Below are 18,631 nucleotides of genomic sequence, written 5' to 3'. Positions count from 1 at the left end.
TTTTTTAAAAAATAAATTTTCTTGAAATTAGCCAAGTAGATATAATAGAAAAAAAAATAACAGAAAAAGAACTTAAAGGCATCAGAATAGCGGCTATAATAGGCTTTAAATTACCGGTAACAGCAAAAAAAATACCTACAACATTATAAAGTAAGCTAATCATAAAATTGACAATCACTAATTTCCTAGAAATTCTGGATATTTTCAAAAATAAGAAAATTTTATTCAAACAATTAGATTGCAAAAAAGCATCACAACTTGGAAAAAAGTTAGTTGGATTTTCAGAAACAGAAACCCCTACTTCACTTTGACTTAGAGCTGCACAATCATTAATTCCATCTCCAAACATCATTATTTTCTCTCCTTTTTTTTGTAATCTCTTAACATAATTTAGTTTATTTTCTGGACTCTGATTAAAAAATACTTCACCAGATTTTGGCAAGATAGATTTCAAGTATTTTTTTTCTAATTCGTTCTGATCTCCAGAAAGGATAATTATTTTATACTCTTTCAATTTTTGAAAAATATTCTTTATTCCTTTTCTATAATAATTTCTAAATAAAAAGTAACCTACAAATTTTTCATTTATAGAAATAAAGACTGTTGTTTTATTTTTATCATTTATTTTTGTTGAAATTCCTAAATATTTTCTAGACCCTATTTTAATCGGTATATTTTTTATGATCCCTTCTAATCCTTGTCCCATTACTTCTTTAAATTTCTTTATGGAATAAAAATCTCTTATAGATAACTCTGATAATATTCTTTGACTTAAAGGATGCCTAGAATTTTTTAATAAAGAAGCTATGATCTTTTTTTCCTCATATTTTATATTTCCTATAAAAAATATCTTTTCTTTATTTGGATCAGTTATAGTTCCTGTTTTATCAAAAATTAAAGTCTTGATTGTAGAAATCCTTTCCATTGTGAAAATATCTCTGATATAAAAACTTTTTTTAGAAAAAAAACGTATTATATTTCCAAATATCAATGGAGTAGAAAGAACCAAAGCACAAGGGCAAGTGATGATTAAAACTGAAAAAGTAGTCTGAAATGTTTTTGATATATCATTATTTAAAAACCAATATATTCCAGTTATTATAGAAATCATTAAAATGATAGGAGTAAAATACTGACTAAATTTAGTGGATATTGAGTTTAAGTAAAATAATTTTTTATGATTGTTAAATTTATTTTTGTTCCACAATAAACTCAAATAACTGTGATCCACATTTTTAATCACTTTTAGAAAAATAGCTTCTCCTCTTTGTTTAGAACCAGCATAGATCCTATCTCCTATTTTCCTATTTATTAAATAAGATTCACCTGTAATAAAACTATTATCCAATACTGCGTTTCCTTTCATTAGGATAGAATCGGAAGGAATAATCTCTTCATTTCTAATTAGAATAGTGTCTCCTTTTTTTAAAGAAGAAAGTAAAATTTTTTCTTCTTTTTTATTTTCGTGTATTTTTGTTATTAAAACTGGATAAAAAGATTTATAATTTTTTTCAAAAGAAAGAATCTTATTATGAGTATAAATTTGAAATATTCTACTCACAAGTAGAAATAAAGAAAAACTAGAAATACTATCAAAATATCCAGAACCTAAATCAAAAAAAATTTCATAACAACTCCATAAAAAAAGAACCAATATTCCAATGGAAATAGGAACATCTATATTCAGAACATGTTTCTTTAATCCCAAAAATGCATATTTTATATGATCTGAAAAAGAAAATATTACAACAGGTAAAGATAAAAATAACATTAAATAACGAAAAAAGTTCCTATTTTCCAAGAACCATGTATCTTGATAAGCACCAACATATTCTGGAATAGACAAAAGCATTATATTTCCAAAACAAAAAAAGGAAACAGCTAATTTTCCTATTAATTTCCTATCAAATGTGTTCTTTCCCCTTTTTTCTATTGATTCAAAATTAATAGAAGGTCTATACCCCATCTTATCAAGAATTCTAGCTAAATGACTTAATTTCAATTCAACATTATTGAATGTTATCCAAATTTGTTTACTGGAAAAATCAACAGTAGATTCTAGAATATTTTTATGAAACTTAGATAAACTTTCCAAAACAAAAACACAAGAACTACAATGAATGGAAGGAATTAAAAAACGAACAGTCGTAATATTATTATGATTAAAATCAATTATTTTTTCTGCAATTTTTTTATTATTAAGAAAATCAAAAAAATCATTTTTATTCATAATAAAAATTCTAATTTCTAATTAATTAGGTTCTTGTATATATTTTTTGTATTCTTCCAAAGACATCAATCTATTATATTCTTCTATATCTGAGATTTCTATTTGTATAATCCATCCTTCGTCATAATAACTTTTATTGATAAGTTCTGGTTGTAATAACAATTTTTTATTAATTGAAAGGATGCAACCTGAAACAGGCATAAACAAATCTGAAACAGTTTTTACCGCTTCTATTGTTCCAAATAGATCTCCTTCTTTTATTTTTTCTCCTATTATAGAATTTTCTACATCTAGATAAACAATATCTCCCAACTCATTTTGAGCAAAATGAGTAATTCCTATATAAGCTTTTCTATTTTTTTGGGAATCTAATCCTATCCATTCATGATTTTTACTGTACCTCAAATTATTAGGGTTCATATATATATATAATGTTTAATTATTTAAACTTGTTTTTGTACAGTTTAATTTTTTCTTAATAAAAAGAAAAATTTTATAAAGAAAATGTATTTTTTTCTTGAAAAAAGAATCGTTTTTTTGATTATTTTGCATAATAGATGTCAAGTATAAGTTTATTCTTTTTTCTATTCCACAAGAATTTTCTTCATCAAACTTCCATAGAAGATACTTTTCTATCTGATTAATTAACAAATCGGCATAATTTAACGATGTTGCATAACCAGCCTGTTTCAGTTCTGTTGCCCAAGATTGATAATCATTTTTTTTTAAAAGAAATAATTTAGAATAACGTGGATGTTGCAAAAATTTAGAGTGATCTTGAAAAGATTCTCGTACAGAATTATATTTACGAAAACATTCTTTTGGAAGATCATCATTATGGTAATAAATATCTCCCATCCAATTTTTACCACATTTAATTCCAAAATGATTATTCGTAGCTTTGGATAAATGGCTATTTCCACTAGAAGATTCCAAAATTCCTTGTCCTAATTTAATACTAGCTGGTATTCCAAATTTTTCCATTTCTTCAACAGCAAAAACAGCATATTTTTTAATGTATTCAATGACTCTTTCTATTTCTTTTCTTTCTTTTGAGAAAGACGAATCTTTTGAGAAAGACGAAAATAAAGGCATCAAAAAAAGCAATATAAAATAAAAAAATTTTTTCATTCAATGAGTAAAATTACGTTTTTTTATAAAAATTTTTGGAATCAAGTAAAAAGAGTCCATGAAAATCCAGTTCTGATAAATAATTCTTTTTTGTTAAGAGGACTATAAATGGAATGAACTCCTATATTTTGAATACTAAGATAAAATATAGTTCTATATATTTTCAAGTTTAAAAAATAATTCATAAAAGGATTTCCTCCAATTTTATATGGATAACATTCTTTTTCCGAAGGGAAAAGAGAAACATCAAAAGGATAATAAATTTTTTGATAATAAAAATTGCTGAAATAATGAACAGAAACCCCCGTTTTTATTGATAATGCCTTATTAAAATAATTATCTTGATAAGAAATTGTGCTTCTTGATAAAAAATTGGGTATAGAAAAAATTAATGGATCAGAGTTATATTTTTGATACAAAAAAAGATTATTAAATTGAAATTTCCATATATTTTGTGTTGTTTTTATTTTTAATCCGTATGATTGAATATCCTTACGATATAAAAATTTTTCCATTTCTTTTTTTTCGTCTAAAAAAGAATGATCCAATTTAGAAATATAAAAAGAAACATGAAAATTATCTTTATAAAATAAAGAAAAATCCATTGTTTTTTCTTTATCAAAAACCAACATATTACTTCGTTGATTGTTATAACAATCTTCATTTTTTTTTAGAATATAAAGATGAATAAAATCAGAAGAAACTCCTTTATTATCAGATATATGTATTTTGCTAGAAAAATCAAATTTTGAAAACAAAAGTGTATTAAATTTCATGTCCATTTGAAAATATGTTTTTTTCAAATTATTATATTCCATTATCCATTTAGTGTGAGAATAAAATTTTAAAAAATTATTAATAGGATAATTTATTTTAGTTTCTATAGAAAGATTGTTTATATACTTATTTTTAGGAATCATTTTATTGTTATAATCATTAATTAAAAACAATTGATAATATATTTTATCAAAAATTGATCCTACTTCTATTTCAAATTTATTTTTCTTAAACATTAAGAAAAAACTGTTTTTCAAATAAAAATGATTAATTTTATTTTTTTGTTCAGAAAAATAATGACTTTTAGAATATTTTTCATATTCCATATATGTCTTAAAAAAAAACAATTTATTAGGAAAAATCTTTTGAATAAAACTTATGTAAAATCTGTTATGAACAAATTTTTTTTGATCTAAAAAAACATTTTTATAATTTTTAATATTATTCCATTTGAAGACTTCTTCTCTTTCTTTGAGAAAAAAATTTTGGAAAATATAATGTCCCCATAATTTATAATAATAATCATATTGATCCTGAAAACTAAAAGTAGTTAGTAAGAAATTTTGATTTCTTTCAAAATCAAGTTTATCCTTAAAATTAAGTGCCCTATATTCCATAGAATAATTCATTTTTTCATTTGGACTCTGAGAAAAAAAACCGCCCAATCCTCTTTCTTGAAATAAATTACTTTCATAAAAAATTTCTGAAAGAGGAGTTTTAACATCAAAATATTGAACCTTTTCACGAGAAAAAAAAGGATCCTTAAAAAGAAGAATTTTTTGAGAATGATAGAGGTTTTTTTGTGTAAAATTTCTGTTGGGAATTAATAAATTTTTTTCTTTTCCTCGATTATAAAAAAAACCGAAATCATCATGTTTAAAAAAATTATGAGAATAATATTTTTCAATAGAAAAAGATTCTATGTTTAATAAAGTTTTTTTAAAATTATTTTCCTCTGTCCAAAATCTGTAATCCTGAGAAGTAGGAAGATAAACATCTACATAATTTTTTTCTTTTTCCGTATTAACAGAATCTTCGTTTTGATTCCAAATTTTTCTTTCTATCCCTTCTATAGAATAAGAAAATATAAAAAGAAAACAAACAAAAATGAATATTTTCATAAGATATAAAAATTTATTTATATTTGCATGAGGTTAATGTCATTTCTAAAGTAAATGGTATTCTTAAATTAATTGAGGTAAGATCATCTCCCAACAATATTTACTTACAAGAAGGCTTGTCTTTATGACGGCCTTTTTTCATCATATAAAAATACCATAAACTATGTTTAAATTTAATTTTAGAACTATTCAGAAAAAAATTTTAGCTGATAGTACTACACCAATAGAATTATATTTAAAACTAAGAGATAGTTTTCCAAATACATTATTATTAGAATCTTCTGATTATCAAATTACCAAAAACAATTCTTCTATTCTTTGTATTAATCCAGTTTCAGAATTTATTCTAGATAAAAATGTATTGCGAATATCATATCCAAATGATGTTCATAAACACATTTTTATAAATGATCGATTGGACATACAAATTTTAATTGAGGAATTTTTTAAAAGATTTGAAAGTGAAAATACTTCTTTTTCTTATTCCGGTTTATATGGATACATATCTTATGATAGTATTCAATATTTTGAAAATATTCGGTTTCATGCTCCAATTAAAGAAATATATCATCTTCCTCAGATACGATTTAGTTTTTATAGAAACCTAATTGTATTCCGACATTTTCACAATGAAATCTACTTAATTGAACATCAATTCATTAATAATGATAAAAAAACTTATATAAATCAATTAGTAGAATTAATAAAAAAGAAAAATTTTCCTGATTTTCCATTTAAATCTGTAGGAAATCGTTCTTCAAATGTTACTGATATAGAATACAAAAAAATGGTATCCCAAGGAATAAAAGCTTGTTTACGGGGAGATGTTTTTCAAATAGTATTATCTCGTCAGTTTCAACAGAAATTTACAGGAGATGAGTTTAATGTATATCGTGCTTTGCGATTTATAAATCCTTCTCCATATCTTTTTTATTTTGATTATGGAAGTTATAAATTGTTTGGTTCTTCTCCAGAATCACAATTAATCATTAATAATCAAATAGCTTATATTAATCCAATAGCAGGAACTATACGAAGATCAGGAAACAAAGAAAAGGATAAAAAATTGTCTGAAAATCTATCTAATAATCCAAAAGAAAATGCAGAACATGTCATGTTAGTAGATTTAGCAAGAAATGATTTGAGTAAAAATTCTTCCAATGTAAAAGTAGAAGGGTTTAAAGAAATTCAAGTTTTTTCTCATGTCCTACATATGGTATCTAAAGTATCTGGAAAACTGGAAGAAAATATATCTATTATAAAAGTATTTGGAGACACTTTTCCTGCAGGAACTTTATCAGGGGCTCCTAAGTATAAAGCAATGGAATTGATAGATAAAATGGAAAATCAACATAGAGGAATATATGGAGGAGCTATTGGTTTTTTTGGATTGAATAATTCTTGTATGAATACAGCTATAGTAATTCGTTCTTTTGTCAGCAAAAATAATACTCTTTTTTTTCAAGCTGGAGCAGGAATCGTTTCTGATTCTAAAGAAGAAAAAGAGTTAGAAGAAGTAAATAATAAGCTAATGGCCTTATTTAAAGCTATAGAATTAGCTAAAAATATATGAAGTATTATGAATAAAATACTGATTTTAGATAATTATGATTCTTTTACTTATAATCTTGTTCATGCTGTAAAAAAATTAACAAAAAATCCTGTCCAAGTATATAGAAATAATGAGATTAAACTTTCTGATATAGAAAAATATAACAAAATTATTCTTTCTCCAGGACCAGGAATTCCTGATGAAGCACATATTTTAAAACCTTTAGTAAAAACTTTTGCTTCTACCAAAAGTATTTTGGGAGTTTGTTTAGGACAACAAGCTATAGGAGAGGTTTTTGGCGCTAAGCTTCTTAATACAAAAGAAGTTTATCATGGAATAGCTAGTTCTATAAAAATTGTAGATCCAAAAGAAATTCTTTTTCAAAAATTACCTAGAGAGATTAAAGTTGGTCGTTATCATTCTTGGATTATATCTCCACATAATTTTCCTGAAGAACTTAAGATTACAGCTATTGGAGATAAAGGAGAAATTATGGCTTTGCGTCATAAATTTTATGATATACGTGGAGTCCAATTTCATCCAGAATCTATTTTAACTCCATATGGAGAAAAAATAATAAGTAATTGGTTAAAAATGAAGTAAAAATGAAAGAAATATTAGAAAATCTTTTTTTAGAAAAAACTTTAACAAAACAAGAGTCTAAGAATCTTATTCTGGAGTTATCAAAAGGAAAAATTAATAAAACCCAAGCTGTGGCTATAACTACTATATATAACATGAGAACGCCTACATTAGAAGAAATAGTAGGATTTAGACAAGCATTAATGGAATTATGCATAAAAGTAAATCTCACTGAATTTAATGCTGTTGATATAGTAGGAACAGGTGGAGACAAAAAAAACACTTTTAATATCTCTACTTTAGCATGTTTTATAGTAGCAGGAGCAGGAGAAAAAGTGATTAAACATGGAAGTTTTAGTTCTTCCTCTATAACTGGTTCTTCAAGTATTTTAAAAGAGTTAGGATATCATTTCACGAATAAAGAAGACAATTTAAAAAATCAGTTGGATAAAGTTGGTTTTTGTTATTTGCATGCACCTATATTCCATCCAGCTTTAAATATTATATCTGAAACAAGAAAAGAATTAGGAATTAGGACTATTTTCAATACACTTGGTCCAATTATCAATCCAGGAGAACCAAAAAGTCAATTATTAGGAGTTTCTAATTTAGAATTAGCCAGAATATATTATTATATGTATCAAAATACAAAAAATAATTATGCTATTATTCATAGTTTAGACGGTTATGATGAAATAACACTTACTAGTGGGATGAAATGTTATACCCCAAAAGGGGAAAAATTCTATTCTATAGAAGAATTGGGAATAGGGAAAAAAAATAAGATTAAAGTGAATCCTGATGAATTAAAAGGAGGAAAAAATACAGAGGAAAATATTCGTATATTCATTAGTATTTTATCAGGAGAAGGAACTTTAGCTCAAAATGAAGTTGTTTTGATAAATGCTACATTTGCATTGGGTCTGATCAATCAAGACAGTCTTGAGAATAATTATGATAAGGCAAAAAGATCTTTAAAAAGTGGAAAAGCAAAGAATATTCTCAAAAAATTATTGAGCTTATGAATATTCTTGAAAAAATAGTATCTGTTAAACAAAAAGAAGTCTTTAATAATAGAATCCTCCGCCCTATAAAAGAATTGGAAAATAGTTTTTTCTTCAAAAGAAAAAATTTTTCTTTAGTTAAAAGTCTAAAGAAAAGCAAAACTGGTATTATTGCAGAATTTAAATCCAAATCTCCATCTAAAGGAGTTATAAACAATATAGTTTCAATAGAAAAAGTAGTCAAAGATTATGAATTATCAGGAGTTAGTGGAATATCTATTCTTACAGACAAAAATTTTTTTTCTGGAAAAAATGAAGATTTAAAAAAATCACGTTCTATCGTTTCCATTCCTATACTCAGAAAAGATTTTATTATAGATGAATATCAGATTATAGAATCTAAATCTATAGGAGCGGATGTGATTTTATTAATTGCTGGGATTCTTTCTAGAAGTCAAATAAAAAACTTTTCTAAAATTGCAAAAAGTATTGATTTAGAAGTAATTATTGAAATTCATAATGAATTTGAAATTGATAAAATAACAGATGAATTAGATATTGTGGGAATTAATAATCGAGATTTAAAAACTTTTATTGTAGATTATGATAATTGTTTGAAATTATCTTCAAAAATTCCTGATAATTATATAAAAATAGCAGAAAGCGGGATAAATAATAGAAATATTATTCTTGAATTAAGAAAACAAGGGTTTGAAGGTTTTTTAATTGGAGAATATTTTATGAAAAGAAAAGATCCTGGAAAAATTTGTCGAAATTTTATAAAATCTTTATTTGAAATCATTTCATGATGAAACACAAATCATTAAAAATAAAAATATGTGGTATGAAATTTCATATACAAAAAATTTCAGATTTACTACCTGATTTTATGGGATTTATATTTTATCCTAATTCTCCTCGATTTGTAGGTTTTGATTTTTTTATTCCAAAACTAAAAAAAGAAATATTAAAAATTGGAGTCTTCGTAAATGAATCAGAAAAGAATGTATTGGAAATGAGTAAAAAAAATAAATTGGATTTTATTCAATTGCATGGAACAGAAAGTCCTTTTTATTGTGAAAAATTATTTAAAAAGAGATTGAAATTAATTAAAGCTTTTAGAATAGATGATTTTTTTTCTTTTAAAAATATGGTGAATTACATTCCTTTTTGTACTTATTTTCTATTTGATAATAATACAATTAACTATGGAGGGAGCGGAAAAAAATTTTGTTGGGAAAAACTTTATGAATATAATTTTGAAATTCCTTTTTTTTTAAGTGGAGGAATTGGAATAAAGGATTTTGATAAAATTAAAAACTTTTCACATTCAAAAATGTTCGCTATTGATGTAAATAGTCAATTTGAGTTTTTTCCAGGAAAAAAAGATAGCATTGCATTAAATTCCTTTATAAAAAAAATAAGAGAATTATGAAATATTTTGTTGACAAAAATGGGTATTATGGAGAATTTGGAGGGGCTTTTATTCCTGAAATGTTGCATCGTAATATAACAGAATTGCAAAATAAATATAAAAAATTTATTACAAATTTTGAATTTCAGAAATTGTACAAAGAAACACTAAAGAATTATGCAGGAAGACCCACCCCTTTATTTTTTTGCAAAAAATATTCTGATAAATATGAAGCGAAGATTTACCTAAAAAGAGAAGATCTGAATTACACAGGATCGCATAAAATTAACAATACTATAGGTCAAGCTTTATTGGCAAAAAAATTGGAGAAAAAAAAGATAATTGCTGAAACAGGAGCTGGACAACATGGAGTAGCAACGGCTACTACTTGCGCATTAATGGATTTAAAATGCATTGTTTTCATGGGAGAAACGGACATACATCGTCAATATACTAATGTACTTAGAATGAAATCTCTTGGAGCAGAAGTTATTCCTGTTTTTAGTGGAGATAAAACTTTGAAAGATGCAGTTAACGAAGCTATTCGTTATTGGATTAACCATCCGGAAAGTTATTATTTAATAGGTTCTACGGTTGGGCCCCATCCTTATCCTCAAATGGTTGCAGATATTCAGTCTATTATTAGTGAAGAAATTAAAATTCAGTTAAAAGAAAAGGAAGGATCTTCTTTTCCTAATTATATAGTTTCTTGCATAGGGGGTGGAAGTAATGCAGCAGGATCTTTTTATCATTTTTTAGATAATGATTCAGTGAATCTTGTAGCAGTAGAAGCTGCAGGATTAGGTATAAAAACAAAAAAAACAGCTGCAGCTATTCACTGTGGATCTAAAGGAATATTACATGGAAGTATGACAATGCTTTTACAAAATGAAGATGGGCAAGTTATTCCTGCTTATTCAATATCTCCTGGATTAGATTATCCGGGAATAGGTCCTATGTTTGCTAATCTTTTTGTAAAAAAACGTGTTCGTTTTTTATATTCTACGGATGAAGAAGCTTTGCAAGCAGGATACGAATTGACCCGATTGGAAGGAATCATCCCGGCTTTAGAAAGCTCTCATGCATTAGCTGCACTAAAAAACATTCCATTTAAAAAAAATGATATAGTTGTTGTTACTCTATCTGGGAGAGGAGATAAAGATATCAATGTTTACGATAAATTTTTTACAAAATTTTCAAAAGATGAACAAAATACATAATTTATTTAGAAATAAAAATGAAAACATATTATGCATTTATTTCACAGCTGGATTTCCTAATGTAGACAGTACTGTAAAAATAATAAAAATACTGCAGGATCTTCCTGTTGATTTAATAGAAATAGGCATCCCTTATTCTGATCCTTTGGCAGATGGGATGATTATTCAAAAAAGTAATCAAACTTCATTGAATAACGGAATGAATGTTTCTTTATTATTTTCTCAAATAGAACAATTTAAAGAAGAAATAAAAATTCCTATTATTCTTATGGGGTATTACAATCAATTTTATAAATTTGGAGAAGAAAAATTTCTAAAAAAATGCAATGAATCAGGGATCTCTGGATTAATTCTTCCAGATCTTCCTGTTGATTTCTTTGTAAAAGAATACAAAAATTTATTTAAAAAATATTTATTATCAATGATATTTTTGATAACTCCACAAACGGACTTATCCAGAATTTCTCTGTTAAGCAGAATGACTGATGGTTTTTTATATTTGGTTTCTTCTAATTCAACAACAGGAAAATTTGGGGATTCTTTTGGAGAAAAACAAATATCGTTTTTTAAACGTGTAAAAAAATTGTCTATAAATATTCCTAAATTAATTGGTTTTGGAATAAAGGACAGAGAAACTTTTGATTTATCATGTCAATACGCAAATGGAGGAATTATTGGAAGTTCTTTTATTCAATCACTAAATGAAAATAAATTGGAAGAAAACATCAAAAAATACATAAGATCTATTATAGAATAATTCTTTCTCCAAAAATAGAGGTTCCTAATCGAAGAATCGTACTTTCATATTTTATTGCTATGTTATAATCTCGACTCATTCCCATAGAAAGTACATGATGACCATATTTTTTTTTGTAATCATTATATAAATTTCGTAAATACGAAAATTCATTGTGAACTTTTGTAAGTTCTTGAAAAGAAGCTATTCCCATTACCCCTATTATTTTGACGTTATTCATCGATTTATAAATTGTGTTTTCCAAAATATTACAAGCCTCTTTTTTGGTTATTCCCGATTTACTTTTTTCGTTACAAATTTTTATTTGCAAAAGACAATCAATAATCCTATTGTGTTTTAACGCAATTTTATTGATTTTTTGAATTTCTTCTAGTTTTTGAACAGTATGAATTAAATGAATAAAAGGTATTATATATTTTAATTTATTACTTTGAATTTTTCCAATCATATGCCAATGAATATCTTTAGGCAATTTTTTATATTTATTCATCATTTCTTGTACATAATTTTCTCCAAAATCTCTATGTCCTAATTTGTATAATTTTTCTATAGAAGAAACATCTTGATTCTTAGAAACTGCTAAAATTTTTATATTTTCTGGAATCAATTTTTTGATGGAAAAAAATCTGTTTTCTATCATTATGAAAATTTTCTTTCGAACTCTTTCATAATTTCAATTAAAAATTGAACACTTTTCAACGGAAGTGCATTGTATATGCTCGCTCTATATCCTCCTAAAAATCTATGTCCATCTAATCCGATAATATTTTCTTTTCTCCACATTTTATTAAATTCTTTTTCTAATTTTTGATCTTTTAAAAAAAAGGAAACGTTCATATTAGAACGATCTTCTTTATGTACTTTATTTTCAAATAAATTATTTTTATCTATTTCATCATATAATAATTTAGATTTATGTTCATTTTCTGTTTCTAAAATAGAAAGACCTCCTTTATTTTCTATCCATTCCAAAGTTAACATAGAAGTATAAATAGAAAAAACATTTGGAGTATTTAAAATACTTTTATTTTTTATATGGATTTTGTAATCCATATAAGAAGGAATGTTTTTTTTAATTTTTCCTAAAATATCTTTTTTCACTATAACAATAGTCATTCCAGCAGAACTTACGTTTTTTTGTGCAGAAGCATAAATTAAACTAAATTGAAGAAAATTTAATTTTCTACTAAAAATGTCGGAAGACATATCACAAACTATTGGAACAGAATCATATGTTATAGGAAATGTTTTCATCTGTGTTCCAACAATTGTATTATTAGACGTGCAATGAAAATAATCTATATGACATGGAATTTTATAATTTTTTGATATATGTGTATAGTTTTGATCTTTTCCAGAAAATAAAATTTTTACTTTCCCAAATTTTATTGCTTCCTTAATAGCATTATTTGCCCAAAATCCTGTATCTAAATAAGCTGCTTCTTGATTCATTAAATTATATGGAACCATTGAAAACTGCAATGTAGCTCCTCCTTGAAGAAATAAAATAGCATAATCATCATTCAAATTCATTACTCTTTTTACTAAAAAAGTAGTTCTTTCTATTATTTCTAAAAAGTCTATACTTCTATGAGAGATCTCAAGTAAAGAGATACCGGTCCCATTGAAATCAATTACAGATTGAGCTGATTTTCTGACAACTTCTTTGGGTAAAAGAGAAGGGCCTGCATTGAAATTATGTATTTTCATAAATAGAACAACTAATTCTTTTCAAAATTAAAAAAAATACTAATTGAAATTGTAAAACTAATAGGGAATAACTCAATTATATTTTTATTCCTAATATTTTTTTTGTTTTTTCTGTTATCTTAAATCTGTCATCTAAACGATTTCCTAAAATCAAAATAATATATCCATTTCCATTAATTAATAACCATGTTTGTTCCTTTTCTAAAATAGAAAATTTTTTTTCTTTATAATATTTGCTTAATTTTTTTTTCCCATTCATTTTAAATGGGAAAAAAAAATCTCCTTTTTTCCATGTTCTTAATAACAATGGAAATTGAATTTTGTCAAAATCTACAAGAAACATTTTTCCTCTATCTTCTTTTTTTGGATTAAAAAAAAACTTAACATAAATAGGGAAGGATATCTGACGAACATTTTTTAGATCCTGTATCACATAAGTTTTATTTTTATTTTCTGATAAAAAATCATTGGAAACTAAAATCCAATTATTTCTATTTTTAATAATACGATATTTTTTCGATATAAGTTTTCTCCCCGATTGCGCATAAATAAGAGATTTTAGACTGTTTACATCGTAAAATCCATATGGAGAAAATAATTTAAATAAATAAAAAGATAAAGGATTCAATTTCTTTATTTTATGACATTCTAATTTCCAAAAAAATGGATCATTTTTTTTTTCTACTGTAATTTCATGATATACTTTTCTGATTTTTTCTTCTATTAAAAAATTTTCATTGTGAAGATGATCTATGGTTTTTTTAAATCCCTTATAAAAAAAAGATGAAAAAGAGGAAAATTTAGATAAAATTAAACGAATTTGATTTCTCAAATATTTAGTTTCTTGATTACTGCTATCAGATCTCCATTTTATATTTTTAATTTTAGCATAATGTAAAATTTCTTCTTTATTGAAATCAGAAAGAGGACGTATAAATTTTTCATTTTTTTTAGGAATCCCTAACAATCCTTTAATTCCAGTTCCCCTCAAAATGTTTATGAAAAAAGTTTCTATAGAATCATTAAGATGATGCGCTAACGCTATGTACTCATAGGAATTTGTTTTTAATAATTCAGAAAACCAATCATATCTAAGTTTTCTAGCTGCCATTTGTATGGAAAACTTATTTTTTTTAGAAAAATTCAAAGTATCAAATTTTTTAACATGACATACGATCCTTTTTTTTTCACAAAATTTTCTTATAAAAACTTCATCTTCATTAGATTCTTTATTTCTTAGTGTAAAATTACAATGAGCAGCTTCTATTTCAATGTTAGAAAGATCAAGTAACACATTGATGAGTACCATACTATCTAATCCTCCACTTACAGCAACACATACTTTCTTTTTTATTTGAAACGAAAAATATCTCCTAATTCTTTCTAGAAAAACATGATCATATGTTTTCATTTTTTAATACACTTAATAATTTCTTTAACTATATCACTTTTAGACTTTTCACTTACATTGATTTTTTCATAAGATTTTTCATAAAAATAAGTTCTTTGTAACAAATGCTTCATAATAAATTGAAACAATTCATTTTTTGACAAATGAGCAATCAAAGGTCTTGTTTTTTTTTCTAAAAATAATCTTTTAAATAGAGTATAACTATTTGTTTTTAAATAAAATGTTTTTGAATATTTATTCAACAAATAAATATTGTTATAAAAACAAGGAGTCCCTCCTCCAACGGACAAAACATATTCATCTTTCTTTTTTAAAACTTTTTTTAACATTAAATGTTCTCTTTTTCTAAAAGAAAATTCTCCTTCTTTTTTAAAAAGATTAAAAATTGACTCTTTTTTATTCTCAACGAGAATAGCATCTAAATCATAGAAATCTAAATTAATCTCCTTAGACAATTTTTTTCCTATAGAAGTTTTTCCACTTCCCATGTATCCTATTAAAGTGATTTTCATGAAAAAATAAAATTAATTTATAGTATATTTGTTTTTCTCAAAGACTATTTTGATTTTATTCAGACCTGATAGCTCAGCTGGTAGAGCATTACACTTTTAATGTAAGGGTCCTGGGTTCGAATCCCAGTCAGGTCATTTCTATTTCTAATACAGCAGGACAATGATCAGATAATTTTAAATCTGACAATAAGTAAGATTTCCTAATTTTTTCTTTCAATGAATAGCTAACCATAACATAATCAATTCTCCACCCTTTATTATTTTTTCTAGCATTAAAACGATAACTCCACCAACTATAATGATGTGCTTCTTTAACACAGCTTCTAAAGCTATCTATAAATCCTAAATCTAGAAAATGAGTCATCCATTCTCTTTCTTCTGGTAAAAAACCTGAAACTTCTTGATTTTTAATAGGATTGTAAATATCTATTTCATGATGACAAATATTATAATCACCACAAATAACAATATTATTCAATTGACTTATGATTTTTTTCACATGTGAAAAAAATTTTTTCATGAAAAAAAATTTAAAACCCAACCTCTTCTTCATGTTATTTCCTGAAGGAAGATAAAGACTAATTACTGACATTTTTTTCAAATCTATACGTAAAACCCTTCCTTCTTGATCAATAGAAGGAATTCCTATTCCGTACTCTACATGAACAGGCTTCTGTTTACATAAAACCCCTACCCCACTATATCCTTTTTTGATTGAAGGGAACCAATAATGATTGTATCCTAATTGATCAAAAATATAGGTATCTATTTGTTCTGGAAAAGCTTTTATTTCTTGCAAACACAAAATATCTGGGTTGATTTTTTCAATCCAATCAGATAATCCTTTATTAATTCCAGATCTTATTCCATTTATATTATAACTAATAATTTTCATTTTTTTGTAAAATTTTTTATTTATGAGAAAACGAGACTTATAGGTTAATTATAAAATATTCAAAATAGTTTTTATATTTGCTGTGATGCATTAATTTAATCTACAATAAAAAGCTTACAAGAGTAAGCTTTTGTTATTTTTTCCTTATTATATGGATAAACTTAAAATAGCTATTCAAAAATCAGGTCGTCTTTATGAAGACTCTATCAAGTTGCTGAAAGATTGCAGTATTGAAGTTAATATTGGTATAGATAAATTAAAAACAACCGCTCTCAATTTTCCGCTAGAAATCCTTTTTCTAAGAGACGATGATATACCTCAATATTTAGAAGATGGAGTAGCTGATATAGGAATTGTAGGAAAAAATCTTCTTTTGGAAAAAAGAAAAAAAATAAAAATAAAAGAAACTTTAGGTTTCGGAAAATGCAGGCTCTCTATAGCCGTTCCTAAATCTTTATCTTACAATAAGATAAATGATTTAGATGGAAAGAGAATCGCAACAAGTTATCCTTTTTTAGTTCAAGAATTTTTCGAAAAAAGATATATTGATGCAGAAATTCACGAAATTTCTGGAGCTGTAGAAATTGCCCCTGGAATAGGTTTAGCGGATTGTATTTGCGATTTAGTTAGTAGTGGGTCTACTCTTTTTATGAATGGGCTAAAAGAAGTAGAAACTGTTCTTCAATCTGAAGCAGTATTGGCTTCTCATTTACATCTAGGGACTCCACAAAATCTAATTATGGATAAATTATTATTTAGAATTAGAGCTGTAAAAAAAGCAAAAAATAATAAATATATTCTATTAAATGTTCCTAATGATCGATTAGAGAAAATAATATCTTATCTTCCAGGAATTAAAAGTCCAGTTATTCTTCCTCTAGCAAATTCGGAATGTAGTTCGGTTCATTCAGTTGTTAATGAGAATGATTTCTGGGGAATTATAGAAAATTTAAAGACGCTTGGAGCACAAGATATATTAGTATTACCAATAGAAAAAATTATACTATAAAAATATGGATATGATTCAAGTGTATATTCATCCTACATACAAAACATGTCAATCTATTTTGAGTAGATCTTCACAAGAAATTTATCACTTAACAGATTTTGTCCTTCCTATCATTGATAATGTAAAAAATTATGGAGATACAGCTGTAAAAGCTTATACAAGGAAATATGATAATGTCGATATAAAACGAATTCAAGTTACAGAAGAAGATTTTCAAAAAGCAAACATGAAAGTTTCAAGCGACTTGAAAAAATCTATAGAAACAGCATATAATAATATCAAATTTTTTCATCAAAAACAGATACATGAAGAATCAAAAATAGAAGTTTCAACAGGATCCTTTTGTTGGAGAAAATCTATTCCAATAGAAAAAGTAGGCTTTTATATTCCTGGAGGGTCCGCTCCTTTATTATCTACTGTATTAATGTTAGGAATTCCAGGAAAACTCTCGGGATGTAAAAATATTATATTATGTAGTCCCCCAAATAAAAATGGAGATATTCATCCATCTATTTTATATACAGCTAAATATGTTGGAATTACTCGTATATATAAAGTAGGAGGTGTTCAAGCTATTGCATCTATGGCTTATGGGACAGAGAGTGTTCCTTCAGTCTACAAAATATTTGGACCAGGAAACTCTTATGTGACAACAGCTAAGCAAATTGTATCCCAAAAAGGAATTGTCTCTATAGATATGCCTGCAGGACCTTCAGAAATTGTAATTATGGCTGATGAAAAAGCAAAACCAGAATATGTAGCAGCTGATTTACTATCCCAATCTGAACATGATCCAGAAAGCTATATTCTTTTGGTTACTATAAATAAAAAATCTTGGATAGAAGAAGTTAAGAAAAAATTAACAAAACAATTGTTTCATCTTTCTAAGAAAAAAGATATTATTGAAAAATCTTTAAAAAAAAGTAAAATAGTTGTTTTCTCTTCTTTAGAAGAATGTATGGATTTTATAAATCAAGTAGCACCAGAGCACCTCGTTATTAATTGTAATGATTCTACCTATTGGAGTGAAAAAGTGATTAACGCTGGATCTGTTTTTTTAGGAAATTATTCTCCAGTCAGTGTTGGTGATTATGCTTCTGGAACAAATCATGTATTACCCACATATGGTTATGCAAAATCTTATAGTGGAATATCTGTCGATAGTTTTGTTAAAAAAATCACTTTTCAAAAAATATCCAAAAAAGGATTGAAAAATTTGTCGGAATGTGTAAATATCTTATCTTCAGAAGAAGGATTGATAGCACATAGAAACTCCATTAACATTCGATTTAAAAATGAATTTTAA

Annotated in this window: 18 protein-coding genes and 1 tRNA gene; 10 read left to right on the top strand and 9 right to left on the bottom strand. The window is 25.6% G+C overall.

The features are described from left to right. Window positions 1-4: 4 nt before the first annotated feature. The 4 genes from H0H47_RS01130 to H0H47_RS01115 are packed head-to-tail and all read right to left on the bottom strand — an operon-like array spanning window position 5 to window position 5,259. A complete protein-coding gene (locus H0H47_RS01130) occupies window positions 5-2,230 on the bottom strand; it encodes a heavy metal translocating P-type ATPase (RefSeq protein ID WP_185866208.1) in 2,226 nt (741 codons plus the stop codon). 21 nt (window positions 2,231-2,251) lie between these two features. Continuing rightward, on the bottom strand, window positions 2,252-2,650 hold the full coding sequence (gene gcvH, locus H0H47_RS01125) for a glycine cleavage system protein GcvH (RefSeq protein ID WP_185866207.1): 399 nt from the start codon (window positions 2,648-2,650) through the stop codon (window positions 2,252-2,254). A gap of 15 nt (window positions 2,651-2,665) precedes the next feature. After that, entirely contained in the window at window positions 2,666-3,361 is a 696-nt protein-coding gene (locus H0H47_RS01120) for a glycoside hydrolase family 73 protein (protein ID WP_185866206.1), read from the bottom strand. A gap of 41 nt (window positions 3,362-3,402) precedes the next feature. Then, window positions 3,403-5,259 (bottom strand): putative porin, encoded by a 1,857-nt coding sequence (locus H0H47_RS01115; RefSeq protein ID WP_185866205.1) that lies wholly within the window; start codon window positions 5,257-5,259, stop codon window positions 3,403-3,405. Window positions 5,260-5,422: 163 nt separating this feature from the next. On the opposite strand from H0H47_RS01115, the gene H0H47_RS01110 reads away from it, so the two are divergent. The 7 genes from H0H47_RS01110 to trpA are packed head-to-tail and all read left to right on the top strand — an operon-like array spanning window position 5,423 to window position 11,788. After that, window positions 5,423-6,832: an anthranilate synthase component I family protein gene (locus H0H47_RS01110; protein WP_185866204.1), complete on the top strand. Its 1,410-nt coding sequence runs from the start codon at window positions 5,423-5,425 to the stop codon at window positions 6,830-6,832. 6 nt (window positions 6,833-6,838) lie between these two features. Then, a complete protein-coding gene (locus tag H0H47_RS01105; protein ID WP_185866203.1) occupies window positions 6,839-7,414 on the top strand; it encodes an anthranilate synthase component II in 576 nt (191 codons plus the stop codon). A gap of 2 nt (window positions 7,415-7,416) precedes the next feature. Then, window positions 7,417-8,418, top strand: a complete 1,002-nt coding sequence (gene trpD, locus H0H47_RS01100) for an anthranilate phosphoribosyltransferase (protein ID WP_185866202.1) — start codon at window positions 7,417-7,419, stop codon at window positions 8,416-8,418. After that, window positions 8,415-9,206 carry an indole-3-glycerol phosphate synthase TrpC gene (trpC, locus tag H0H47_RS01095; protein ID WP_185866201.1) on the top strand — a complete coding sequence of 264 codons (792 nt, stop codon included), beginning with the start codon at window positions 8,415-8,417 and terminating at the stop codon, window positions 9,204-9,206. Before trpD ends, trpC begins: the two co-directional genes overlap by 4 nt. After that, on the top strand, window positions 9,203-9,832 hold the full coding sequence (trpF, locus tag H0H47_RS01090) for a phosphoribosylanthranilate isomerase (protein ID WP_238785095.1): 630 nt from the start codon (window positions 9,203-9,205) through the stop codon (window positions 9,830-9,832). Before trpC ends, trpF begins: the two co-directional genes overlap by 4 nt. Then, a complete protein-coding gene (trpB, locus tag H0H47_RS01085; RefSeq protein ID WP_185866200.1) occupies window positions 9,829-11,031 on the top strand; it encodes a tryptophan synthase subunit beta in 1,203 nt (400 codons plus the stop codon). Before trpF ends, trpB begins: the two co-directional genes overlap by 4 nt. Continuing rightward, window positions 11,015-11,788, top strand: a complete 774-nt coding sequence (gene trpA, locus H0H47_RS01080) for a tryptophan synthase subunit alpha (RefSeq protein ID WP_185866199.1) — start codon at window positions 11,015-11,017, stop codon at window positions 11,786-11,788. Before trpB ends, trpA begins: the two co-directional genes overlap by 17 nt. On the opposite strand, the gene H0H47_RS01075 is transcribed toward trpA, so the two are convergent. The 4 genes from H0H47_RS01075 to H0H47_RS01060 form a co-directional block, all read right to left on the bottom strand. Beyond that, window positions 11,778-12,428, bottom strand: coding sequence for a YggS family pyridoxal phosphate-dependent enzyme (locus H0H47_RS01075; RefSeq protein ID WP_185866198.1), 651 nt, complete (start codon window positions 12,426-12,428; stop codon window positions 11,778-11,780). The two genes, trpA and H0H47_RS01075, sit on opposite strands and share 11 nt — an antisense overlap. After that, the gene (gene serC, locus H0H47_RS01070; RefSeq protein ID WP_185866197.1) at window positions 12,428-13,498 is read right to left on the bottom strand and encodes a 3-phosphoserine/phosphohydroxythreonine transaminase; all 1,071 of its coding nucleotides are present in this window, start codon (window positions 13,496-13,498) and stop codon (window positions 12,428-12,430) included. The genes H0H47_RS01075 and serC overlap by 1 nt, the downstream gene beginning before the upstream one ends. Before the next feature lie 76 nt (window positions 13,499-13,574). Then, a complete protein-coding gene (gene tilS, locus H0H47_RS01065; RefSeq protein WP_185866196.1) occupies window positions 13,575-14,909 on the bottom strand; it encodes a tRNA lysidine(34) synthetase TilS in 1,335 nt (444 codons plus the stop codon). After that, window positions 14,906-15,421, bottom strand: a complete 516-nt coding sequence (locus tag H0H47_RS01060; RefSeq protein ID WP_185866195.1) for a shikimate kinase — start codon at window positions 15,419-15,421, stop codon at window positions 14,906-14,908. The genes tilS and H0H47_RS01060 overlap by 4 nt, the downstream gene beginning before the upstream one ends. Before the next feature lie 62 nt (window positions 15,422-15,483). On the opposite strand from H0H47_RS01060, the gene H0H47_RS01055 reads away from it, so the two are divergent. Beyond that, a tRNA-Lys gene (locus tag H0H47_RS01055) sits at window positions 15,484-15,556 on the top strand. On the opposite strand, the gene H0H47_RS01050 is transcribed toward H0H47_RS01055, so the two are convergent. Further along, entirely contained in the window at window positions 15,549-16,316 is a 768-nt protein-coding gene (locus tag H0H47_RS01050; protein ID WP_185866194.1) for an exodeoxyribonuclease III, read from the bottom strand. The two genes, H0H47_RS01055 and H0H47_RS01050, sit on opposite strands and share 8 nt — an antisense overlap. Window positions 16,317-16,467: 151 nt before the next feature. Between H0H47_RS01050 and hisG the strand changes: the two genes are divergently transcribed. Together hisG and hisD are read left to right on the top strand one after the other, a co-directional pair. Then, on the top strand, window positions 16,468-17,325 hold the full coding sequence (gene hisG / locus H0H47_RS01045; protein WP_185866193.1) for an ATP phosphoribosyltransferase: 858 nt from the start codon (window positions 16,468-16,470) through the stop codon (window positions 17,323-17,325). A gap of 10 nt (window positions 17,326-17,335) precedes the next feature. Beyond that, a complete protein-coding gene (gene hisD / locus H0H47_RS01040) occupies window positions 17,336-18,631 on the top strand; it encodes a histidinol dehydrogenase (RefSeq protein ID WP_394366929.1) in 1,296 nt (431 codons plus the stop codon).

Origin of the sequence: Blattabacterium cuenoti, from assembly GCF_014252075.1 — a bacterium.
Lineage (GTDB): Bacteria > Bacteroidota > Bacteroidia > Flavobacteriales > Blattabacteriaceae > Blattabacterium > Blattabacterium cuenoti_AC.
The sequence above is the reverse complement of the archived record's forward strand: the minus strand, read 5'-3'. Positions and strand labels throughout refer to the sequence as shown.